Origin of the sequence: Deinococcus sp. QL22 (assembly GCF_023370075.1) — a bacterium.
GTDB lineage: Bacteria > Deinococcota > Deinococci > Deinococcales > Deinococcaceae > Deinococcus.
Genome location: NZ_CP097149.1, coordinates 640621 through 662624, shown reverse-complemented (window position 1 = coordinate 662624; position 22004 = coordinate 640621). Strand labels below are relative to the sequence as shown.

19 protein-coding genes and 1 pseudogene are annotated in these 22004 nt (G+C 63.6%); 17 read left to right on the top strand and 3 right to left on the bottom strand.

Features of this window, described 5'->3' with window-relative positions; genetic code table 11:
* Positions 1-65: 65 nt before the first annotated feature.
* The 3 genes from M1R55_RS03165 (at position 66) to M1R55_RS03155 (ending at position 2262) form a co-directional block, all read left to right on the top strand.
* Positions 66-614, top strand: a complete 549-nt coding sequence (locus M1R55_RS03165) for a copper chaperone PCu(A)C (protein WP_249393292.1) — start codon at positions 66-68, stop codon at positions 612-614.
* Positions 615-685: 71 nt separating this feature from the next.
* Positions 686-1429: an SCO family protein gene (locus tag M1R55_RS03160; RefSeq protein WP_249393291.1), complete on the top strand. Its 744-nt coding sequence runs from the start codon at positions 686-688 to the stop codon at positions 1427-1429.
* Positions 1430-1515: 86 nt separating this feature from the next.
* On the top strand, positions 1516-2262 hold the full coding sequence (locus tag M1R55_RS03155; RefSeq protein WP_249394113.1) for a cytochrome c oxidase assembly protein: 747 nt from the start codon (positions 1516-1518) through the stop codon (positions 2260-2262).
* Between the two features lie 367 nt (positions 2263-2629).
* Here M1R55_RS03155 and kynU read toward each other — a convergent pair whose 3' ends face one another.
* Positions 2630-3817 (bottom strand): kynureninase, encoded by a 1188-nt coding sequence (gene kynU, locus M1R55_RS03150; protein WP_249393290.1) that lies wholly within the window; start codon positions 3815-3817, stop codon positions 2630-2632.
* A 79-nt stretch (positions 3818-3896) separates the two neighbouring features.
* Positions 3897-4664 carry a cyclase family protein gene (locus tag M1R55_RS03145; RefSeq protein WP_249393289.1) on the bottom strand — a complete coding sequence of 256 codons (768 nt, stop codon included), beginning with the start codon at positions 4662-4664 and terminating at the stop codon, positions 3897-3899.
* Between the two features lie 476 nt (positions 4665-5140).
* Here M1R55_RS03145 and M1R55_RS03140 point away from each other — a divergent pair, with 476 nt between their 5' ends.
* Positions 5141-7549 (top strand): tetratricopeptide repeat protein, encoded by a 2409-nt coding sequence (locus M1R55_RS03140; protein ID WP_249393288.1) that lies wholly within the window; start codon positions 5141-5143, stop codon positions 7547-7549.
* Positions 7550-7648: 99 nt separating this feature from the next.
* Positions 7649-9448 carry a S8/S53 family peptidase gene (locus M1R55_RS03135; protein WP_249393287.1) on the top strand — a complete coding sequence of 600 codons (1800 nt, stop codon included), beginning with the start codon at positions 7649-7651 and terminating at the stop codon, positions 9446-9448.
* Positions 9449-9522: 74 nt separating this feature from the next.
* On the opposite strand, the gene M1R55_RS03130 is transcribed toward M1R55_RS03135, so the two are convergent.
* Positions 9523-11544 carry a DNA topoisomerase subunit B gene (locus tag M1R55_RS03130; protein ID WP_249394112.1) on the bottom strand — a complete coding sequence of 674 codons (2022 nt, stop codon included), beginning with the start codon at positions 11542-11544 and terminating at the stop codon, positions 9523-9525.
* Between the two features lie 345 nt (positions 11545-11889).
* Between M1R55_RS03130 and M1R55_RS03125 the strand changes: the two genes are divergently transcribed.
* From M1R55_RS03125 to M1R55_RS03075, 12 genes and pseudogenes are all read left to right on the top strand, one after another.
* The gene (locus M1R55_RS03125) at positions 11890-13911 is read left to right on the top strand and encodes a vWA domain-containing protein (protein ID WP_249393286.1); all 2022 of its coding nucleotides are present in this window, start codon (positions 11890-11892) and stop codon (positions 13909-13911) included.
* Between the two features lie 63 nt (positions 13912-13974).
* On the top strand, positions 13975-14457 hold the full coding sequence (locus M1R55_RS03120) for a hypothetical protein (RefSeq protein WP_249393285.1): 483 nt from the start codon (positions 13975-13977) through the stop codon (positions 14455-14457).
* 127 nt (positions 14458-14584) lie between these two features.
* Positions 14585-15895: a LysM peptidoglycan-binding domain-containing protein gene (locus M1R55_RS03115; protein WP_371827147.1), complete on the top strand. Its 1311-nt coding sequence runs from the start codon at positions 14585-14587 to the stop codon at positions 15893-15895.
* A gap of 62 nt (positions 15896-15957) precedes the next feature.
* Complete coding sequence (gene rbfA, locus M1R55_RS03110; RefSeq protein WP_249393283.1) at positions 15958-16245, top strand: 30S ribosome-binding factor RbfA; 288 nt, start codon at positions 15958-15960, stop codon at positions 16243-16245.
* An 11-nt stretch (positions 16246-16256) separates the two neighbouring features.
* Complete coding sequence (locus M1R55_RS03105; RefSeq protein ID WP_249393282.1) at positions 16257-16685, top strand: thioesterase family protein; 429 nt, start codon at positions 16257-16259, stop codon at positions 16683-16685.
* A gap of 115 nt (positions 16686-16800) precedes the next feature.
* Positions 16801-17277 (top strand): NUDIX hydrolase, encoded by a 477-nt coding sequence (locus M1R55_RS03100; protein ID WP_019010786.1) that lies wholly within the window; start codon positions 16801-16803, stop codon positions 17275-17277.
* A gap of 32 nt (positions 17278-17309) precedes the next feature.
* Positions 17310-18743 carry a M1 family metallopeptidase gene (locus M1R55_RS03095; RefSeq protein WP_249393281.1) on the top strand — a complete coding sequence of 478 codons (1434 nt, stop codon included), beginning with the start codon at positions 17310-17312 and terminating at the stop codon, positions 18741-18743.
* 129 nt (positions 18744-18872) lie between these two features.
* Positions 18873-19640 (top strand): BON domain-containing protein, encoded by a 768-nt coding sequence (locus M1R55_RS03090; protein WP_249393280.1) that lies wholly within the window; start codon positions 18873-18875, stop codon positions 19638-19640.
* A gap of 127 nt (positions 19641-19767) precedes the next feature.
* Positions 19768-20178: pseudogene (locus tag M1R55_RS32040) on the top strand (transposase); the annotation flags it as partial.
* Between the two features lie 397 nt (positions 20179-20575).
* Entirely contained in the window at positions 20576-20791 is a 216-nt protein-coding gene (locus M1R55_RS32035; protein WP_249394874.1) for a transposase, read from the top strand.
* Between the two features lie 133 nt (positions 20792-20924).
* Positions 20925-21176 carry a ferredoxin family protein gene (locus M1R55_RS03080; protein WP_249393278.1) on the top strand — a complete coding sequence of 84 codons (252 nt, stop codon included), beginning with the start codon at positions 20925-20927 and terminating at the stop codon, positions 21174-21176.
* Positions 21177-21202: 26 nt separating this feature from the next.
* Positions 21203-21859 carry a Crp/Fnr family transcriptional regulator gene (locus M1R55_RS03075; protein WP_249393277.1) on the top strand — a complete coding sequence of 219 codons (657 nt, stop codon included), beginning with the start codon at positions 21203-21205 and terminating at the stop codon, positions 21857-21859.
* The last annotated feature ends 145 nt before the right edge of the window (positions 21860-22004 follow it).

Here is a 22004-nt window from a genome sequence, read left to right as displayed (position 1 = left end):
ACACATTTTTGAGTAACACAGCTTCTTGTTGTGCAACACCTTCTCCCGGCCCCACTGGAGTCCCTATGTCCTCTTCCCAATCTTCCCATCAACCTGTGGCGCTCGCGCTGTCTTTGGCCGCCGCGTCTGTGGCATTCGTGCTGTCTGTGGCGTTGGCGCAAAATACGGCGACCCAACAGGGCCACTCGGCGGGGCATGCCGTTTCTACCCCGCTGGCCTTACCGACCACTGCTCCGGCTGCCGCTCGGTTTCCTCTCTCTGCCCAGAACGCCACCATCGTCGCCGTGCCGCCCAGCATCACCGAAACCAGCGTCTTTATGACCCTGCGAAATACGGGCAGCAAGCCTGTCGTTCTCAGCGGCGTAAGCTCTGCCGTAGCCGCACACGGCATGTTGATGGTCACGCGCCGCGACGCTCAGGGCCGCACTGGAATGTCGGAAGCCCGCACCCTGACCGTCCCTGCTGGCCGCAGCCTGACCCTCAGCGCCACCGGAGATCACCTGATGCTGATGGGCCTCAAGCGCCCGCTGAAAGTTGGTGAGCGGCTGCCCCTCACGCTCCGCACCTCGGATGGCCGTAGCCTGAAGATTGTGGCGGTCGTTCGCAAGCCCTGAGCCCGCCCACGCCAACCCAGCCCAGATCAAGCCAGACACGTACAACCTTGTCATTCCAAAAGGCCCCACCCATGACCGATCATCCTGCCAACCCTGCCGCCAGCACGCCCGCACCCCTGGAAGTCGCTACCGGGCGGCCCTGGTACGTCTCGGCCATCCTGGCCGTGTGCGCCATTACGCTGGTGCTGGGCGGGGCGTGGGTGTTTGCGCGGATTCGCAGCCCGTTTCCGTTTTACGGCACCGCCTACGACGTGCCCAAGCAGGCCGCCGCTTTCCGGGGCACCGATCAGGATGGCCGCGCTTTCGCCTTCACTCCGGCCACCGACAAGAAAGTCACGGCGCTGTTTTTTGGCTTTACGCATTGCCCCAACATCTGCCCGCTGTCGTTGGCGTACCTCGACAAAGTGCGCCTGAGCCTGTCGCCTGCCGAGCAAGCCCAATTTCAGGTGCTGCTGGTCAGTGTAGACCCGGCCCGCGATACGCCGGAGCGCCTGCGCGAGTACGTCACATTTTTTGGCAAGGCGCAGGGCATCTGGATGGCTGAACCTGCCCTGAGCCGGGTGGCGCGGGCGTATGGGGCCAGCTACGAAAAAGCCGACATCAAAAGCGCCACCGAGTATCAGATCAACCACACCACCGCCACCTACCTGATAGACGCGGAAGGCCGCCTGCGCGTGCTGTGGGACTACACGCAGTTGCCGCAGGTGGAGCAGGTGACCGCAGACGTGCGCTACGTGCTGGGCAGCGTGGCCCAGGCGGGGAAAGCTGAGCCTGCAACACCTGAAACACTCGTTCAAACCGGAGAAAACCCGTGACCGTGCCCATCATCTCCGCCTCGGAAGTGGCCGCCAACCTGAACCCCACATTGGCCGAGCTGCTGGCCCTGCGCCCCGACCCGCTGATGCTGGTGCCTGCGCTGATCGTGGCGGCGCTGTATTTCTGGCGCTATGTGGGGGCGCGGCGTACCCCGGAAGGCCGTCAGCGGTGGCCGATCTGGAAGACCGTCCTGTTTGCCCTGGGCATCGTGCTGCTACTGCTGACCACCCAGAGCCGCGCCGCCGATCTGACCTCGGGCAGCATGGCGCTGTACATGGGCCGCCTGATGGTGCTGGCCGAGGTGGTGCCGCCCCTGCTGATGCTGGGCATTCCGCGCAACGTGAAATTGGACGCCCGCAAAGGCTTAGGCCGCCTGCTGGGCGTACTGCTTGACCCCTGGGTGGCGCTGGGCGTCTGGTCTGCCGTCATCATCTTCTGGAATATTCCCGCCGGATTCAACGCCTCAGTGGTCACCAATACGGCGGCGGCGTTGCTCCCCGCGCTGTACCTGCTCAGCAGCCTGATGGTGTGGGCCGTGGTGCTGCGGCCCCTGCCTGCCGTACAACCCGCCACCATCGGCTCTCGCGGCTGGTTCGGATTGTTGGCCGCCCTCCCGATGATGACGGTGGGCATGGTCTGGCTATATTCGCCCGATGTGTTGTACACGCCCTACGTGAACGCGCTGTGCCTCTGGAATCTGACCCCGCTGGACAACCAGCAACTCAGCGGCTGGATCATGATGCTGGCCGGACTGCCCGCGCTGGCGTTGGCGTTTATCCAATTGTTCGCCTGGCTGATCGCCCTGGCCGATGGCGGGACGCAGCGGGAGTAGGGACGTCTACGGGTCGAGAGTCCAAGGGACTGAGAAGGACAATCGCTTTGCTCACTCACCCCTTCTACTGCGTAGCTCTGCAAACCAAAGGAGAGGAGCTAAGTACGGCGCACTTAACATTGCCCGTTTCCAGAACATCACCGGAACCGGTTCATTCCCGGTGCGCTGTACTTTCTTCGTTTCTCGCTCCGCTCGGTAAAGCTTTACTGCGAGGTACTTAACAACTCAAGGCTCTCGCTCTTGCTTTTCGCCCTCGCCCCCGTGGGGCTCGCAGAGCTGCGCTATGGGAGCAGTGGGGTGAGGGGGCCACCGGGCAACCGTTCCCTCCCCAACCCCCTAAACTTTCAGACCTTTAGACGCGTTTCTCCTACGTCACCAACCCCACTTCCCGCGCCGCCTTATAGCTCCCCGTATCCAGCAAGTCGCGCAGCACGCGCACCGTTTCTTCTATTTCGGCCTCGGTGGTGTACAGGGCCACCGGAGCAAGGCGCAGAATGTCAGGCTGCCGGAAATCGGGGATGATGCCGCGCTCGCGCAGGGCCACGCTGAGAGCCAGAGCGTCGGGGTGGGCCAGCGCCACATGGCCGCCGCGCTGGGTATGCTCTCGCGGCGTGACCATCTTTAACTCTGGTAGATGCGCGTCGGCAAGGGCAATCATGTGGTCGGTCAGGGCCAGACTACGGGTGCGGATGTCGGCCATGTCTACGGTGGCGAAGACTTCCAGCGCCCCTTCCAGCCCCGCCAAAGCCAGCACGGGCGGCGTGCCCAACTGGTAGCCGCCCGCGCCCGCCGCAGGGCGGAAGTGGTGCGCCATCTCGAACTGGCTGGTCTTATCGTGGCCCCACCAGCCGCGCAGGGCGGGCATGCGCCCATGATGCCGCTCGTGCAGGAACAGCCCGCCGGGTGCGCCGGGGCCAGCGTTCACGTACTTGTAATGACACCACACCGCAAAGTCCGCGCCGCTGCCGTGCAGCTCGTGGGGCACGCTGCCCACCGAATGCGCCGCGTCCCAGCCCACCAGAATGCCGCGTGCCTGTGCCTCGGCGGTCAGGCCAGGAATGTCCAGTAGTTGGCCGCTGCGGTACAGCACGGTGGGCAGCAGCACCACAGCCACATCGTCCGTCAGGGTCGCCAGAATGTCTTCGGTGGTCAGCGTTTGCCCGTCACGGCTGGGAATCAACCGGAGTTCTGCGCCATGCCTGTCGGCCCAACTCTGCATGGCGTACACATCCGAGGGAAAATCCAGCGACGTGGCCACCAGATGCCGCCGTGTGTCGCCGGGCTGCGGGTGGTACAGGGTCGCCATCAGGGAATGCAGATTGGACGTGATGCTGCCCGTTGCCATGACCTCGTGCGGCAGGGCTCCGACCAGCCGCGCCACTCCCGGTGACAGGCTTTCGGCCAGTCCGAACCATTTGTCCCAGCCATGTACAGCGTCGCGTTGCCAATCGTCCAGGCGACGCAGCACCGCTTCCCGCGCCGCGTGTGGCATGACGCCGAGGCTGTTGCCGTCCATATAGATGCCGGGGGGCATCGCAAAAAGTTCGCGTCTCATAGGAGTTCCATTGAAGCAGATTTGAAGTGAACAGGTGGTCTATTCCCTGTGAATTTGGAAGGGCAAACAGGCAGCATGCTCACTCGCCCAGTCCACTCAGGGCCGCAGCCTCCAGTTCTGTCGACTCCAGAGTTGTCGTTTCTAGGGCGGCCAAGGTTCCGGCGGGCAGCAGCACGGTGCGGGCAGGTGCGCCGTCTATGCCGATGTAGTTCCCGGCAGCGTCCGGGCCACTCGCCAGCGGCATCGGCAGGCACATCAGGTCGTATTCGCCGTCCTGCACGCTGCTCAGGTTCAGGCCTTCCAGAATCAGGATGCCCGCTGCAAAGCAGGCGGCGTGGGCGTCCAGCGTTGTGCTGGTCAGGGGGTCAACGCTGGGGCTATCTGTTCCCAGCAACTGCACGCCGCGCCGTCCCAGTTCCGCGATCAGGTCGGGGTGCAGGGCCGTAAAATCTTCGGGGAAAGCGTCCCAGTGGGCGGGTTGCCCGGTATGCAGCAGCACGCGGGGCGGCAGCTGGTCGGGCAATCCTTCCAGCGCGTCCACGCCCACCCGCGCAGGCTCGCCGCTGCCCTGTGTTTGACTGGCCTGAACCCGAATCACGCGGCAGCGGCCCACATAGCGGCTCAGCGGCACGGCCTCCAGTTTTTCGGCGGCGTCAGCGTAGTGCCACGGCGCGTCGACGTGCGTGGCGGTGTGGGTACTCATCGTCAGTTCTGCCGTGTTCACGCTGTCGCCCGCCGCCATGCGTGCGCGGGGGTGCAGCGCGAATTCGGGGTCGCCGGGCCAGCTCGGATGGCCGGGGGTCAGGGCGCGGGAGATGTCTTGCAGGGCCGGGGGTGCAGTTGACATATCCCCACCATAAAGCGCCGGAGCCAGCGCATGGGCATGAACCTGTTGTATGAATCTAGAGGGGACGATTCTGGGGGAACCCCCCCCCGTTGCTGGCGCAGCGCCCCCTTGAGGGGAGGACAAAAGCTATTGCGCTCCCCTCTCCTACGGAGCTTTGCAAGTCGAGGGGGGCTGGCTGCGAATCAGACTGGGAGGTTCATCCTCCCAGCCGGAATCACAGCCAACTCAGCACCAAACAGATTTACACCGAGTTCAGACAGTCGGAGAGTCGGCACGGAGTTCACCCCTAGAAAAACCGCGTCTCAGTGGCTTTTTTCTCCGGCGGAGCGCGACAACGCAGCCTTCCGTACCTCTCCGCCGTTTAGCGAACTGTGAGATTTGTCGTAATCTGCTTGCGCCCTTTCCCACAGTGGTCAAGAATGCGCGTATGAGACGGCGTTGCTCCACTCCTGCCCACACGGGCCGCCGCTGAGCTGATGAGGCTGCGGACGCTGGGAACGCTGGCAGTAGAAGGCGCGGGCCTGAAGCGCGAAAAGGTGCTGCTGCTGCTGGCGTACCTGTGCCTGGAAGGGCCGCAACCGCGCCGCCGTCTGGCCGACGTGTTCTGGCCCGACGCTGCCAACCCCATGAACAGCCTCGCGCAACATCTGGTGCATCTGCGGACATTGCCGGGGGCGCTGCACGAAGAAGGCAGCCGGGTGGAAGCGGCCCTGCTCTGTGACGCGGCCCAGATGCGGGCGGCGGCCAGAAGCGGGCAGTGGGAACAGGCGGTGTCCCTGTACGGCGGGCCGTTTTTAGACAGCCTGACCATTCCGTTGGGAGGAGATTTAGAAGAATGGGTGTATGAAACGCGCGAAGCCCTGGCGCTGGAGATGCGGGCCGCGCTGCTGACCCTGGGTGGGCAGGCGGCGGCGCGGGGTAACACCGCAGAGGCCTCAGCTTTGGCCGCCCGCGCCCTGCTGCTGCCCGGCGCGCCCCCACCCGATGAAGCCGAACTCCCCCGGCTCTATCATCTGCTGAACCTGAGCGCCCACCCGCTGGCCGCTCAGGTGGAGCGCGACGCCCGCAGCCTGGGCGTGCCGCTGGACAGTCCTGCTGACCGTATCTTGGCCGCTTCCACCCCGTTCGTGGGCCGCGCCGCCGAACTGAGGCAATTGGCCGCGTTGCCGCCCGGAGGCTTCACGTGGGTCAGCGGCCCCGGCGGAATGGGCAAAACTGCGCTGCTAGACGCCCTGAACCGGGCAGGGGGCTGGCAGATTCTGAGGGGAAGGCCGGAGCCTTACGCCACACTCGCGCCGTTGCTGCCACGTCCAATCAGGACGCCACAAGAAGCTCTTAGCGCCTTCCAAACCCCCCGCCTGAAAGTTGCCATTGACGACTGGGACAGCGTGGACGAGGCCAGCCGAGAGGTGCTGACGCTGGCCGCACGGCAGGCCCAACGGCAAGAACTCGGAGCCGTGATTTTGGTCACGTCGCGCCGTCATCCCCCGTTTGAAGTCCGGACACACCTGACGTTGGGATTGCTAGACCCTGAAGACGTAGAGGAGCCCGGCCTGCACGCCCTCACCGACGGACACCCGACGCTGGTGGGCGCGGCCCTGCGTGGGCAACCGCTGGAGCTGGGGCAGGGGGCCAAAGTGCGTGCGCTGCCCCCCGAACTGCGCGACACATTTTTGCTGCTGGCCCTCCAAGACCACCCCGATCTGCGGGCCACCCGCGCCGCCCTGAACCTGCACGCCGACGCTTTTGCCCGCATTCTGTCGGCCTTGACTGTGGAGGGTCTGACGGGCGAAACAGGCCGGGTGTACGCTGCCGCCACTATCCGTCAATACCTGTCGGCCATCTATGTCCAGGCTCAGTTGTTGCATTTGCGTTTGGCCCGCGCCCTGCCGCCCGAAGCCGCCTGGCCGCACTACGCCGCCGCCCGCGACCTGTGGGAAGGTGCAGACGACACCCGCATTGCTGCCGTGGCCGCCGCCCGCGCACACGCCCTGATTCGGCGGGGCCACCCCGGAGAAGCCCGTGCCCTGCTGGACAGCCTTCCAGCATGGCCTCAACTGGCCGTGGCGCACGCTTGGGCGCTGCTGGGCGCGGGCCAATATGCCGCTGCCCTCCGGCGGCTGGACGCCCTGACGCCGCCCCACGCCGACGCCCCTGCTGCCCTGTCTGCCCGCGCCACTGCGCTGGTTCGCATGGGCCGCCCCACCGAAGCCACCGCGCTGGCAGGCCGGGTCACGGGCACGGGCGCAGAGGGCGCGCAGGCCGCGAGCGTGCTGGCCCACGCGGCCCGAATCCGCGAGAATTGGGACGAAGCACGGCGTTATAGCCGCATCGCCGCTGACCTCTGGCAACTGAACGGCGACGAGGAGCAACATCTGAGTGAACTCGGTTTTGTGGCGCTGGCCCGTGTGCGCCTGGGCGTCGCTCCTGCCGAAGCCTTTGACGCCCTGCTGGAACGCGCCAAAGGTGTTCCGAGTGTGCGCGGCACGATGCTGGTCAATTACGCCCAAATGCTGGGGCAACACGGCCAGTGGGAACAGGCTGAATCGGCTTTGCGCCAAGCTGTACAAGAACTCACGCGGGCCGGAGACACGTTGGGGCTGGCTCAGGCGCTGATCAATCTGGGGGTCAGGCTGCATCTGCAGGGCAATCTCAAAACTGCCGCCGAACTGTATAAGCAGGCCATCAGCCACCTTAAGGGCACGGGCAGCATCCGCACTCTGGGGTTGGCGCTGAGCAATCTCAGTGAAATTGAGGGCGATCTGAGTGCCTTCGAGGACGTGATGCAGATGTTGGAACGGGCCGGACAGCATGAGTTGGTGACCTACATTCGCCGCAGCGCACAGGTCGTGTCTCGCCTGCCGCCCAGTTCTATGCAGTCTTAACCGCCGTCTTCAGGAGGCCGCCGCTGCCCGGTCACGCGCTGATCATGGCCGGGGGTTCACACTCCCTACAGCTTCACACTGCATTCAGGAGGTTCGGCCATGAATCACCCACTCCACCGCGATCTTTATAGCAGTACGGCTCAGACCCGCCCGGCGTCCTTTTCCCCCCTGTCTCTTTGCCTGCCAAAGGCCCTGATGCTCACGCTCGCGCTCCTGACATTGCTGACCGTCAGTGTTGTCAATGCACAAAGTACTGTTGCCACTATCCCCAGCATCGGCACGGTCTTTCCCGGCACGGCGGCCCCCGGCGAGCGCGTATGGATTCCGGGGCCGACCCGCCTCACGGTGCGCGATACCCTCTGGATCGGTGGGCAGCCTGCTACATTGGTGCGCGATCCGGTGTCGGGTTGGCTGGCCTTCGATGTGCCCGTAAACGCGGCGGGCGGCCCTCAAGGGCTGGGCGTGAATGACCCGGCGCGGCAGGGCGGCGCGGTTCAAGGGGGCGCTGTCCTGAATGTGTTGCCCCCAGAATCGGCCTTGGGTGACGTGGCGATCTACGTCAATCCGGCAGCGGCGGCAGAGATTCGCACCAGCTTCAGCGAGCGCGTCAAACGCTTTGGGGTAGCCTGCCAGCGCGGTTGCCCCGCCGAATTGACCGCGACGCTTAACCGTTTGTCGGCACTGACCTTACCCGCGTTGCAACCGTTGAGCCAACCGGGCATAGGAACGGTTCGCCTTCCACCTGTGGCGCTCAATCCGGTGCGCGTCAATCCGGGCGCAGCCACCAGCACAGGTATGCCGACTCTCAATATCCAGAATCTCAGGCTCCCGAACCTGACCCTCCCGAACCTGAGCCTGCCGCCCCTGAACAGTGCCGCTGTAGTGGCCGCTCGACGCAGCAGCTTTTGCAGTTGGGTGGGTACGACGCTGCCTACGTCGGGCCTTCCTACGGGGCGGGTCATTGCCCTGCTGGGCGCATTGTTCGGAGATGATCTACAAGTCGACCCTGCCACAGGTTCTCACCCGACCCAGGCAGACGCCCCATACCAGAATGAAAAACCCGGTACGGTACTGGAAAAACTGATCGGCGCGGGCACCGGCAGTGGAAGCACTGGAAAAGGCGTCACGATTCATGTGCTGGACACGGCCAGCGGCGCAGGCAACCGCGTGTCCGACCCGTTCATCATGGGCGAGCCAGTCAATTACTACAACCAGATTTATACAGGTCTGGCAGGGCACGGCAGTATCGTGGGCCAGATTGCCGCAACGGTGGCTCCCGGTGCAGCCCTGCGCTATCAGGCGGTGTGCGACGGCGCGGGCAACTGTTCTAGCCTGCGCGTCGTGCAGGCGTTGTGCGCGGTGGCTTCAGAGGCGCGGCAGGGCGGGCGCCATGTGGTCAATTTCAGCCTGGGCGGCCCGGTGCCGCTGGTGGGCGTGCGCTTGGCCCTACAGGAAGTGGCTCTCTTGGGCGTTCCCACCGCCGCCTCGTATGGCAACACTGACGATTGCGCTGGCCTGATTCCCGGTGACCGCTGCTGGCACTACCCCGCCGACTGGCACGCCGAATTTTCGGTGATGGGCCTGCCCAGTCTGATCGCACAGAAACGCCCCACCATGCTGCTCAGCGTGGCGGGTTGGGACATCGGCACTCAGGAGATGGCGACCTACAACCGCGCCATGCGCCTGAAGGGAGTGACCGCGCCGCCGCCGAGCGTGCAGGCTCTGGGCGAATTCTGGTTTGGTGGGCGGCCCTACTTCGGCACGTCGTTCGCGGCTCCGGTGGTGGCGGGCGGGCTGGCGCTGTGGGCGCAGTGCAAACCGGGAGTGCCCTTTTTGCCGCTGGTGCTGACGCCGGGTGTGGCCCCGATGAATCTGGCTGCTCTGGGAACTTGTCCGTAACCGAACCCTGAAGCAACAACAAAGCCGCCCCTCTCATCTGGGGCGGCCTTCTTTGGACTCGGTTGCGGCTGAGGTTACACGCTGATCTCTGCAAACCTCGCGTTCTCGCGGATGAATTCCTTGCGGGGCGCAACGTCCGTCCCCATCAGGGAATCGAACACTTCGTTGGCCACGATCAGGTCTTCGATGTTGACGCGCTTCAGCACGCGCAGTTCGGGATTCATGGTGGTTTCCCACAACTGGTCGGCGTTCATCTCGCCCAGTCCTTTAAAGCGCTGAATCTCGTACTTCTTGCCTTCCTTGTTGGCGCGGGCCACGTGCTGCTTCAACGTTTCTTCGTCGTACAGGTACGTGCCCTTCTTTTCGCGGCCAAGCGTAATGCGGTAAAGGGGCGGCTGGGCAATGTACAGGTGGCCCTGTTCCACAATGGGGCGCATGTAGCGGAAGAAGAAGGTCAGCAGCAGCGTGGTGATATGGCCGCCGTCCATGTCGGCGTCGGTCATGATCACGACTTTGTGGTAACGCAGGTTGCTGAGGTCAAAGTGCATCCGGTCACCCGTGCCTTCCACACCCGCACCGATGGCCCCGATCAGCGCCCGGATTTCGGCGTTTTTCAGGATCTTGTTCAGTTCCGACTTCTCCACGTTCAGGATTTTGCCGCGCAGGGGCAAGATCGCCTGAAAGCGGCGCTCGCGGCCACCCTTGGCGCTGCCGCCTGCCGAGTTGCCTTCCACGATAAACAGTTCGGATTCGGCGGGGTCCTGCGAGGAGCAGTCGGCCAGCTTGCCGGGCAGGTCGTCATTTTCCAGCGGGTTGCTGCGGCGCACGATGTCGCGGGCCTTGCGGGCGGCTTCACGGGCGCGGGCAGCTTCGGCGGCCTTCTCCACGATCGTTTTGCCGATCTTGGGGTTCTCTTCCAGGAACTCCGCGAATTTCTCGCCCACGATGGCGTTTACAGCGGTCTGCGCTTCACTGTTCAGCAGCTTCACTTTGGCCTGAGACTCGAACTGAGGCTCGCCCAGTTTCACGCTGACCACGCAATAAATCCCTTCCAGGAGGTCGTCGCCCGTGGGAATCGGGTTGCCGTTCTTGATCAGGTTCTTGTCGCGGGCATACTTGTTCAGAATGCGCGTGTAGGCTGTCTTGAATCCGGTCAGGGGTGTGCCGCCGTCGCGGGTGCGGATCATGTTGGCGTAGGTCAGGATGTTGTCGGCGTTGTAGGTGTTGGCATGAATAAACGCCACTTCCACTTCCACTTCGCTGTGCGTGCCGCGCATCACGATGGGCTGGTCGTACAGCAGCTTGGAATCGTCGGTCACGAGGGCGCGGGCAAAGTTGGCGATGCCGCCCTGCTCGTAAAACGTTTCTTCCTTCACGTCGCCCGCGTGCAGTTCCGTGCGCTCGTCGCGGATCACGATTTTCAGGCCCGTCAGGTAGGCCAGCTCGCGCAGGCGGCGGCGAATGCGGTCATAGTCGAACAGGTTGGCAAACTCGCTGAACACGGCGGCGTCGGGCTGAAAGCTGACCTGCGTGGCCCACTTCACGTCGGCGGGCGTGTCGCCCAGCACTTCCAGCGGGGTCACCACGTCGCCGCATTCAAAGCGGATGTGGTGCAGTTTGCCGTGTTTGTTCACGGTCACGTCGAGGTAGCTGCTGAGCGCGTTGACCACGCTGGATCCGACGCCGTGCAACCCGCCCGATACCTTATAGGCACCCTGTCCGAACTTGCCGCCCGCGTGCAGCTCCGTGAAAATTACTTCGATGGCGGAACGGCCCTCGCTTCTCATGATGTCTACGGGAATGCCGCGCCCGTTGTCGGTCACGGTGGCGCTGCCGTCGGCGTGCATGATCACGTGCACTTCGTTGGCAAAGCCCGCCAAGCCTTCGTCGATGGCGTTGTCGATGATCTCGGTCAGCAGTTGGTGGTAGCCGTCGATGCCCGTACCGCCCTGCACGTACATGCCGGGGCGTTTGCGAACGGCCTCCAGGCCCTTAAGAATAGAAATATCGGCGGCGGTATAGCTGCCACTGGGGCCGCCCGCGACGGTGCTCTCACTCTGTACGTTATCAATGTCGCTGTCCAGCACGGCATCCATAGGGTTGGGGTCAGTTTTCGTCATGTTCCTCCTGATCCGCCCACACGGGGCGTCTCGCTGGTTCTGGCTGTGATTGAGATGAAAGTATGGAGCGCCAGAGGTGGAAAGGTGGGTAAAGTCATGGGGTGAGGTGACGCGCACTGCGCCTCCATCAGTCTGCTCAGTATACTCCCTTTGCTGAAATGGGTCAAATAAATTATGTTATAAGCGTAATTTATGGGCAGTCTTCTTGAGGGGTGTCGGGGGTAGAAAATCCGTCCCAGCGCCCTTCTGTTTGCTGCCGGTTTCTGAGGCCTGGGCCAAAGTTGCACGTTAGGCCTCTGTACGGGTCAGAATGGGCACGCGATGCGCCGCGTTTCCCTCCTCCTCCTTTGCCTGACCGGTTCCCTGTCTCTGGCCCATCTGACACGGGCTGGTGCTGCCACACCGAGCCTGCCCAATCCTGCCGCTGCCCCCGTCTGTGTTCTTCCTGCCGGGCCGCTGCCCACCCAGACGCGGGCCGTGTTTCTGCTGGATACCAGCGGCAGCATGCGCGGCATTGGCGACGGTCAGGCCGATATTTTTGAGCGTGTGAAGGTGAGCATCAATGCCTACGTGCGGGCCGAGCAACCTGACCGGGTCGACCTCGTGACCTTCGACAGTGGCGTGAGAACCCAGCGCGGCTACGATCTGCCGGGGGCGGCGGGGCGCTTTAACGGCGACCTGGCCGCGCTGCGGGCCGATGGGCGCAATACCTACCTGTACCGGAGTTTGCAAGCAGCCCTGAAACCGTTGGCGGGTGCAGAGCGCTACCTGACCCGCGTATTCGTACTGACCGACGGCATAGACAACGACACCAGCCGCACCGCCACAGCCCAGAGTGCGCTGGCGGCGTTTACCGGGCGCGGCCCGCTGGATACGCTGCATTACGTGGCGCTGGGGGCCACTGTGCCCGCCGAGGCGGCCCGTGCTTTGGCCGCCAGTGCCTACGCCGACAGTCAAACTGTGCCTGTAAACGAAGTGCCCGACCTGACGCTGGTGGCAGCGGGCGACGGCCTGCGAACTGTAACCGACGCGGGCCAAGTGGCGGCTCCGTACCCAGATGGGACACCGCTGGCGCTGGCTTCCGGCGCCAGTGGGGTTGGGTTGGCTGGAACCACCGCGCAGGGCGGCTTCACTCGCCTGAGCGTGCCGCCGCGCCTGCCACACGGCACGCCGGCGCTGCTCTGCGCTCCTTCCACCCGCGCCGAAGCTCCGGCCCGCCGCGTGCTGTTGCGGCTGAATATAGGCACCGATCCGGCGCTGGCGTGGCTGAATCCTGCCGCAGACCGCACCCTGAAAGCAGGCGAAACCGTAAACCTGCGCTACCGGGCGGCGGCTGACCTGAATCTGGGCGGCGCGAGGGTGGGCGGCTTGAACGGAACCGGGCTGGAAGGCGTGCTGGAGCAGCAACCCGGCAGCCGTGAATTCACGGTGCGCCTCACGAATGGGGGCGCTGAACCGGGCCGAATTCTGACGCCCAGCCTGGCGCTGGCAAATGGGAGGCGGCTGGCTCTGCCCATCATTACGGGCGACGAGGGTGGGCGCGTGGTGGCAGCGGGCAGTATCAGCACGGGCACGCCTGCCTCGCCTCCTATACCTGTCGCCGAGCCAGAAAACCCCAGCAGTCTGGCCCGAATTGCTGCCTGGCTTTTGGGTGGCGCGGCAGTGTTGGGTCTGTTGTTCTTCCTCTGGCGCAGAAGGCAGGGCCGCCGCGTGGCTCCTGCTGCCCCCGTTTCTGTCCCGCCGCCCGCTGTGGAAGGGCTGGAATACCGCGAAGACCGCACGCTGGCCCTCGTGACCGCCAATGGCGACGTGAGCAGCGTCAACATGCCGTTGGGGGGCGCATTCGATCTGGGTCAGCTTGCCAGTGTGCCGCACCTCAGCGGGTTGCGGGCCGAGCAGCACCGCGACGGCCTCAGCATCATTACGGTGCCTGCCGATCTGGAAGTCAGTCAGGGCGCACGCCTGCTGCAATCGGGCGATGTGGTGCGCCCCGGTACGCTGTTGGGTGTAGCTGTCGCGCGGCTCTCGCGTGCGCCTCATCCGCCGCTGGGGTCGTTGGTTGGCTTGGGTCTGCCTCTGCGTCTGCTGGCCGATGGCGTGACCCTGCACGTCACCGGGCCATACGGCGACCACGCCTTTACGCTGGGGGCAGGCATCACCGATCTGGGCGCGGCGTTTCAGGCTCCGGCCCTCGCGGGCGTGCGCGTCAGCTCTAGCGGCCCGCGTGTGCTGCTGGCCGACGTGCCCAGCCACCTGATTCTCAGCCGATTTGGTGAGCCTGCACCCCTGCGCCCCGGCACCTACCTGCCCCCTGCCTCGGAACTCACGTTTTTGAACGACTGAATGGGGTTATGGGCTGTGGACGGTTGCCACCACGTCCCGCCCCCAGCACGTTAGGCTAGCCCTATGGAGTTGCTGCAAGCGGTTCACGGGTATCAGTTTTTTGGGGCGTGGGCCAAGCTGACGCCGACACCCTACGCGATGGTGACGCTGGTGCTGTTCATCTGGAGCATTGCCCCGGCCCTCAAAGGCGTGGTGCGTTCCGGCTTTATCTTTTGGCTGCGCGTCACATGGTTTTTTACGTTGCTGCCAGCCGTTACAGGCATCATATTGGCTCTGAACGGTCAGGCTGTGCCCAGCGCCACCGCTGCGGCGGGCGGCCTCACCAAATACGGCTTCGAGCCTGATCCCAGCCGCAACTGGGAACACTGGATGTACTCGGCCTTCGCGCTGCTGAGCCTGTATGTCCTGGAAGTCCTGGTGCGCGGAAAATTGATAGAACACAGGACTGGCCTGCGCTTTTTGCCGGTAGTCACGCTGTTCTTGTACGGGGTGGCGTATATGGTCGGTCGCGTGGCGGTGTTGCCGGGGAGTACGCCGGGAACCTAACCCATTTTGCACCACCCCCACCGCCCCGGCCCCGCTATCCTCACGCCCGGTCAGCTTCGGCTCACCCGCTGCTGAACTTGGCGTGCTCAGCTAGGCAGCGATGGTACGCCGTGTCTGCTCTGTTGCTGTGTTGGCCCTGATGATGTTGGGTGGAGCCTTGGCCGCGCCCGCTACCGTGAAAGTGAAGTCTGGAGACACCCTTTTTAAGATTGCTACCCGCCAAGGCCTGAGTGTGGCCCGCCTGAAAACCCTGAACGGCCTGACCACAGACACCATCCGGGTGGGGCAAGTGTTGCGTCTGAGTGGGAATGCTGCGCCTGTGACGCGCAGTTCGGCCAACGCTGGTCAAGGCGTCTACACCGTCAAATCCGGCGACTTCCTGAGCAAGATCGCGGTGCGCTACGGCGTCAGTGTGGGGTCGTTGCAGATGTTGAATGGCCTGCGCGGCAGCGTGATTACGCCGGGCCAGCGGTTGCGCCTCCCCACGCGGGGCACAGGGATCGGTTCGGGGGTGGCGGTTCGCCCTGCACCCCGGCCTACCACCGAAGTTCGGATCGTGTACACCTACGTGCGCGTGGCCCTGCGCGATACCGCCGACAGTTTGGCTGCCCGTTACCGCACCACCCGCCCCGCCCTGATGAAACTGAATCTTCTGAACGCCCGCACGCGCCTGATGCCGGGCCAAAAATTGCTGGTGCCTCAGCGCGTGCCTGTGCCGATCCCGCCCGCCGCACGCGGGGCCGCTGTGACCTACAAGCGCTTTAGGCCGCTCAATATTCCGGTGCAGGTATTCCGGGTCGACCTGCGCCACCGCGACGTGTTGGTGGCTCCGGTGCTGCCGCGTGCGGGCCTCGGTTACGGAGCGCGGGTGGGCACCTTGGCCCAGCAAAGTGGGGCGCGGGCCGTCATCAACGGCAGCTATTTTCATCCCCAGACGTTTGCCCCCGCCGGAGACCTCGTGATGCAGGGCCGCCTGCTCACCTGGGGCCGCATTCCCGCCGCGCTCGCTATCACGCCCGACAACCGCGCCGCCTTTGCCGTGACCACCACGGGCCTGCTGGGCCGCCCGCTGGACGCCACCTGGAACGGCATGGAAACCGTGATCGCCACCGGGCCGCGTATTTTGCTGGGGGGCCGGGTGCAAACGCGCTACAACACGGCCTTCCGCGATCCTGCCCTGTTTGGCCGCGCCGCCCGCAGTGCTGTGGGCCTCAGCAGCAACCGCGATCTGGTCTTCGTATCTACCCATTCTCGCCTGACCACCACCGAAATGGGCAAAGTCATGGCCCGCCTCGGTGTGCGAGACGCGCTCTTGCTGGACGGCGGCAGCAGTACGGGTGTGGCCTGGAACGGCGCGGCGATTATAGACAGCACGCGCAAAGTCAGCTACGGCATCGGCATATTTACCGATTACACGGGGAGGCGCTACGCCAGATAGGTCATCCCGTAACATGTTCAGATGATCCCTCCCGTGTCCCGTTCCCGCCGCCCGGTGCAGCCATGAGGCCCGAACAAGTCCAGTCCCAACTGTTGCGGGTGCTCAGCGACGCCATTGCCCAACTGCGTGACCCCCGTGTGCCCATGATCGTCACCGTGGAACGCGTGGCCGTTACCTCCGACTACGGCATCGCCCGGATTTACGTCAGTTCTATGAACGCCGATATGAATGCCCTGCTGGACGCCCTGAACCACGCACGCGGCCACCTTCAGCGGGAAGTGACGGCGCAGGTGAAGCTGAGGCGCACGCCTGTACTGGAATTCCATTCGGCGGCAGATGTGCCGCTTTGATGGGGAATGGAATGACCGAATCCATTTCCAGCACCAGTATCCAAACTGAAATTCGCGTGCGGTACGCCGAAACCGATGCGATGGCAGTGGCCCATCATGCCAATTACCCCATCTGGTTCGAGGTAGGCCGCACCGACCTGATGCACGCGCTGGGCTTGCCGTATGCCGAGGTCGAGGCACGCGGCTACTACCTGATGCTGAGCGGCCTGAACGTGCAGTACCGCCGCGCCGCCCGCTACGATGACCGCCTGACCCTGACCACCCGCGTCTCGGAAATCAGGAGCCGCACCCTGAAATTTACCTACGAACTGCACCGCGCAAACTTGGACGGCGCAGCAGACCTGATCGCCACTGGAGAAACCCAGCACATCGCCACCGACAAGACCTACCGCCCAGCACGCCTGCCGGATGAGGTGCTGAAGCTGCTGCGAGGGGAATAAGAGGCGGAGGAAGCCACCCGAAAACATCCCCGCCCCAGCACCTTAGACCCTAGACTCTTAGACGCAGCACCCTTAGACGCCCCGCCCACACGCCGATGCTCTAGACTGCGCGGCAATGAGTCACCTCTCGCGCACCCTGCCCATCAAGCGCGCCGCGCACGTCTATTTGGTGCGTGAAGGCCAATTGCTGCTGGTCGAAGAACGGATGGACGACGGCAGCATTTTTTACGGCCTTCCCGGCGGCAAAGCGCAGGCGGGCGAGACGTTGGCCGCCGCTGCCGTGCGCCAAGTGCTGGTCGAAACGGGCCTCACGGTCACCGATCTGATGTTTGTCAGCCTGCTGGAAGGCGAACTGCTGACGGGCACACGCAACGAGTGTTACGCCACGTTTGCCCGCTTTACCGCCGAGTTTCACGGCGAACTTGACCCCACCGACCCCGAAGTGGTAGGCGTCAAATGGGTGCCTTTCGAGATGGTCGAAGCGTTGGTGCGTTACGGCCCGCCGCCCGAAGTGGAGGAGCGCAATCCGCTGATCTGGCTGCCCACCCAGGACTTTTTGCGCGGCAAAATCCGCAGCTATTACTCCATCTGAGTATGCAAAAACCAAGGGCAGGGGGACTGGTTTTGGTCAGCCTACTGCTGTGCGGCGGCAGGGGAGAGACACAGGTGGTTCCGGCCCTGCCGCCCGCCCCGCCGCTTCAATCGCTGCCCAACACGCAGAATATTGGCGATTCCATCTTCCCGGCGTTGGGGCAGGCGGGGCTGGACGTGCTGAATTACGACCTTGCCCTGACGGTGGCCCGGCCCGGCACGCCGCAGATACAGGCAGAAGTGACGCTGCTGCTGACAGCCACGCGCCCGCTGCCGCAGATTCGGCTGGATTTTGTCGGCCCCACCGTGTCGTCGGTTCGCTGGAATGGCCGTGCCGTACCCTTCCGAACCGACAGCGCCGCACAAAAGCTGCTGGTGTCTCTGCCCGCCCCGCTGCTGCCGGGAGTGCGGGGCAACCTCACGGTCAGGTATGCGGGCACGCCCGGCATCGTCCGTGACCCCGATTTTAATTTTCCGGTGAATCTGGGCTGGCAAAGTGTGCCCAGCACGGCAGAGACAGCCGGGGCCAACTTCACGCTCAGCGAACCCAACGGCACGCGCACCTTTTTGCCCAGCAACGATCATCCTTCCGATAAGGCCACCTTCCTGACACGCATCACGGTTCCGGCAGGCTTTACCGGGGCGGCCAGCGGCGTGCAGATTGCCCAAACGGGAGCAACGGGCGGCCCCCAAACCTTCGTGTTTTCGCAGGCCCAGCCGGTTCCCACCTATGCCCTTGCCATCCACGTCAACAAGTTCGAGCGTGTGGATTCGCCCGCCGTGCCTGTGGGTGTGAACGGCTCACCTGTTCAGCGCCGCGATTATTTCCCCATTGGCACCGCGCAGCCTACCCGCGAGGCCTACGCCCGAACTGCCGAAATGATGACCGTTCTATCGGGCTGGTTCGGGCCATACCCCTTCAGCGCTTACGGGGTGGCGGTGGTCACGCCCCCGTTGCCCGCTCTGGAAACGGCCACGCTGTCCACCATGCCCGTGTCCTCTAGCCGCGAACCGGTGGCCCTGCACGAACTGGCACACCAGTGGTTCGGCAACGACATCAGCCCCGCGGACTGGTCTGACGTGTGGCTGAATGAAGGCTTTGCCACCTACGCCGAGCTGCTGTGGGCCGAGGCACAGGGCGAAAACGGTCAGGAGATGGCCGCCCGCTGGTGGACGACGCTGAACCGCACTGGCACCCGCCCGTTGGCGGCCCGCCGCGCCGAACAGTTGTTCGATACCAGCGCCTACCGCCGGGGTGCCCTGGGCCTTCACGCCCTGCGCGTGGCTGTGGGGGACGACAAATTCCGTACTTTTTTGCAGACTTACGCGGCCCGCTATAGCGGCGGCACGGTCAGAACTGCCGACCTTGTGACACTGGCCCGCACCCAAACCGGGCCGGAAGGTGAGGCGGCCTTGAGGCTTTGGATAGAATCAGCTACCCTCCCCCCATTACCTGTGCTTCCCTGACTACCCAGTCTCATAATTTTTGGTGTACCAGGGTATATTTCCTAGCTTGCGTGAGAGACACCGCTGAGCTTCCCTTTACCAATCGTGGGGTATTTCACAGTGTGGGTGTTCCGTTGTACGCTGCCTCTTATGTGGCCCTTTGGAAAGAGCACCGCCGACCGAGTGAAAGACGCCCTCAACGCCCAGCCCCAGCTGAAAGACTTGGGCCTTCAGGTCACTGAAAACCGCGGCAACGTGACGGTCAGCGGCATGGTTCCCAATGACCGATACGGCAGATTGGTCAGCGTCGTCGCTGAAGGCATCAACGGCGTCAAGAGCGTGGACGTGAGCGGTCTGGTCGCCGAGGAGACGACCCCCGTTGCCGCCAGCGCCCCAGCCCAGCCCGCTCCCGGCGCACCCACCCCCAACATCTCTGCTCCCAACATCGGCACTCCAGCGCCCAAAAAGGCCGCCAGCCCCAGCATCGAGGCTGAACTGAAGGAAGCCGAGGACAACAGCAAGATTGCTAAGGCCGTGCACAGCGCCCTGAAGAACAACGGCGAACTGAAAGACGACCCGATTGACGTGTTGCAGAGTGGCAAGAGCATCATTTTGCGCGGCGTCGTGGACAACGACCACGAACAGCGCTTGGCCGAGCAATTGGCCCGCGCCGTACAGGGCGTGGCTTCCGTAGACGTGAGCGGCCTGAAGGTCGCCGCCGGAGCCAAAGAACTGACCAAAGAGAAAGATGAGGACAGCGGTGACACCGTGTACACCGTGCAGAACGGCGATACTTTGGGCGCGATTGCTCAAAAGTACTACGGCAACGCCGCCGAGTACAAAAAGATTGCCCACTACAACAACATCAGCAACCCTGACCTGATCAAAGTGGGCCAGAAACTCCGTATTCCTAGCTAGGAGACTTAAATTTAAGCGCCGCCTTCCAAGTTGGGGGCGGCGTTTTTTATGTTGGTGGGGTTTGCGTTTTGGTTGTCCTTGACTTGGGTCATGGCATGGACAGCGTAGACCCGGCAAGCTACGGGACATGACCTCTAGCGCGACATTCGTCATTACTAGTACAGCGTTTTGCAATTTAGTAGAGTTAGTTATGCCTCGCCCTCTGCTGTACAAAGTGGAATTGAGCCCTGAGCAGGAACAGACTCTCAAAGCCATCACAACGAAAGGGACCCACAAGGCGCGGGTCATGACCCGCGCTCAGATCTTGCTGATGGCCCATCGGCAGATGGGTGATCTCGCGATCAAGGAAGCCCTGGGGATCAGTGTGCAGATGGCGCAGTCGATCCGAAAACACTTCGTGCTCGGAGGGCTGGACGCGGCGCTCTATGAGGCCCCACATACGGGTCGACCCGCGAAATTCACTGGCCAGGATCGGGCGGCGATCACGGCACTGGCGTGCCGTGAGGCTCCCACAGGCCATGCCCAGTGGAGCGTTCGCCTGCTCGCCGAAAAAGCCGTGGAATTGAACGTGGTAGACGGCATTGTGCCGTCCACGGTGTTCTACATCCTGAAAAAACGCGCTCCAGCCGCACCGCAAAGGCAGTGGTGCATCGCGCAACTGACGGCAAAGTTCCTGTGTGAGATGGAGCGTGTCCTGGACGTGTATGCCCGGCCCTATGATGAACGCTTCCCCGTGTTGTGCTTCGATGAGCAGCCTTGTTTCCTGATCGGCGACGTGATGGCCCCGGTTCCGATGGAACCGGGACGAGTCGCCAAGCAAGACTATGAATACGAGCGATTTGGAAGTGGCGCGGTGCTGCTCGCGGTTGAACCCCAGACTGGTCGTCGGTTTGTGAACGTGTGCCCGACGAACGGCCGAGGAATACACGGCATTCATGGAGGAGCTGGAACGGGCCTACCCAGCAGCGGTACAGATCACCCTGGTGCAGGACAACCTCAATACCCATCATGGGGGCAGCTTCTACAAGTGGATGTCCCCAGAACAGGCCCACCGGTTGGTGGGCCGATTCGAGTGGATCTACACGCCGAAACACGCCTCTTGGTTAAACATGGCGGAGTTGGAATTCAGCGCTCTTCAGCGGCAGTGTTGACATCGGCGGATTCCTTCGCTGGAACGACTTCGTTCCGAAGTCGAGGCCTGGGTGGCCGCGCGTTCACGCGCGGCCATCACACTCAACTGGCAGTTCTCGACTCAGGCCGCCCGACGAACCCTCGGACGCCACTATGAAACCATTCGTATTAATTGAACGCTGTACTAGCCCCTGCATAGGTGTCAAAGACGCGGCCTGCACCGAAGTTTGCCCCATGGAATGCATCTATGACGCCGGGGATCAGTTCGTTATTCATCCTGAAGAATGCATTATTTGCGGCGCTTGCGTGGCCGCCTGCCCCGTCAGCGCTATTTTCGAAGATGTGGATGTACCCGCCGACCAGTACAGATTTATTGCCCGTAACCGCGCCCACTTTTTGCTCTGAAATTCCCAGCATGCCAGTATCCGGGCATGGATATTCCGTCCCTGCTGCACCAGACCCCACTGTTTGCAGAGGCGTCGGCAGAGGCGCTGGGGCCGTTGGTGAGGGTGGCCCGCGTGCTGGACGTGGCGGCGGGAATAGTACTGGCGCGGCAGGGTGACGCTGCCGATAGCCTGTTCATCGTGGAATCGGGTACGGTTCATGCGTCCAGCCTTGCGGCAGGGGGCCGGGAACTGACCCTGTTCGTGGCCGGAGCGCGGCAGGTCGCGGGCGGGAGCGAAGTGTTTCTGAACTCTGCACCGCACGCAGCAACCCTGACTACGCTGACGCCGGCGCGGGTGCTGGCTTTGCCCGCCCTCCAAGTCCGGCAAAGCGTGTTTGCTTCCCCTCACCTTTCGCGGGCATTGGTGGCGCATTTGGCCCGCCGGGAGGCCGAATTGATGACGCGAATGCAGCGGCTGGTGCTGACCGAACTGGGAGTACGCTTGGCCGCGTATTTGCTTGAACATGCTCAAGCGGGCGGCTTTCCACTCCCCACCAACAGTACCCTCGCCGCCGAACTAGGCAGCGTCCCCGAAGTGGTCAGCCGCAAGTTGGGCGAGTTCTACCGCTTGGGTCTGATTACCCTGGAACGCCGAACCGTGCGCGTAACGGACGCGGTGCGGCTGCGGGACATCGTGGGGTGAGGTGTACAACTGAGTTTTTGGGTGCTAGGTCTAAGGGTCTAGGGTCAAAGGGTCTAAGAAATACTGCTGAGAGCTTAGGCACTCGCCCTTCGTGGATGAGGCGGCCACCCAGAACCGTCCCCGCCCCAACACCTTAGACCGCTCC

Bases quoted from the DNA above. Each gene is read 5' to 3' on its own strand.
- M1R55_RS03105 (WP_249393282.1), top strand. From the start codon at position 16,257: ATGACCGAATCCATTTCCAGCACCAGTATCCAAACTGAAATTCGCGTG.
- kynU (WP_249393290.1), bottom strand. From the start codon at position 3,817: ATGAGACGCGAACTTTTTGCGATGCCCCCCGGCATCTATATGGACGGC.
- M1R55_RS03125 (WP_249393286.1), top strand. From the start codon at position 11,890: ATGCGCCGCGTTTCCCTCCTCCTCCTTTGCCTGACCGGTTCCCTGTCT.
- M1R55_RS03090 (WP_249393280.1), top strand. From the start codon at position 18,873: ATGTGGCCCTTTGGAAAGAGCACCGCCGACCGAGTGAAAGACGCCCTC.
- M1R55_RS03165 (WP_249393292.1), top strand. From the start codon at position 66: ATGTCCTCTTCCCAATCTTCCCATCAACCTGTGGCGCTCGCGCTGTCT.
- M1R55_RS03140 (WP_249393288.1), top strand. From the start codon at position 5,141: ATGAGGCTGCGGACGCTGGGAACGCTGGCAGTAGAAGGCGCGGGCCTG.
- M1R55_RS03155 (WP_249394113.1), top strand. From the start codon at position 1,516: ATGCTGGTGCCTGCGCTGATCGTGGCGGCGCTGTATTTCTGGCGCTAT.
- M1R55_RS03160 (WP_249393291.1), top strand. From the start codon at position 686: ATGACCGATCATCCTGCCAACCCTGCCGCCAGCACGCCCGCACCCCTG.
- M1R55_RS03130 (WP_249394112.1), bottom strand. From the start codon at position 11,544: ATGGATGCCGTGCTGGACAGCGACATTGATAACGTACAGAGTGAGAGC.
- M1R55_RS03145 (WP_249393289.1), bottom strand. From the start codon at position 4,664: ATGTCAACTGCACCCCCGGCCCTGCAAGACATCTCCCGCGCCCTGACC.
- M1R55_RS32035 (WP_249394874.1), top strand. From the start codon at position 20,576: ATGGAGGAGCTGGAACGGGCCTACCCAGCAGCGGTACAGATCACCCTG.
- M1R55_RS03075 (WP_249393277.1), top strand. From the start codon at position 21,203: ATGGATATTCCGTCCCTGCTGCACCAGACCCCACTGTTTGCAGAGGCG.
- M1R55_RS03100 (WP_019010786.1), top strand. From the start codon at position 16,801: ATGAGTCACCTCTCGCGCACCCTGCCCATCAAGCGCGCCGCGCACGTC.
- rbfA (WP_249393283.1), top strand. From the start codon at position 15,958: ATGAGGCCCGAACAAGTCCAGTCCCAACTGTTGCGGGTGCTCAGCGAC.
- M1R55_RS03135 (WP_249393287.1), top strand. From the start codon at position 7,649: ATGAATCACCCACTCCACCGCGATCTTTATAGCAGTACGGCTCAGACC.
- M1R55_RS03080 (WP_249393278.1), top strand. From the start codon at position 20,925: ATGAAACCATTCGTATTAATTGAACGCTGTACTAGCCCCTGCATAGGT.
- M1R55_RS03120 (WP_249393285.1), top strand. From the start codon at position 13,975: ATGGAGTTGCTGCAAGCGGTTCACGGGTATCAGTTTTTTGGGGCGTGG.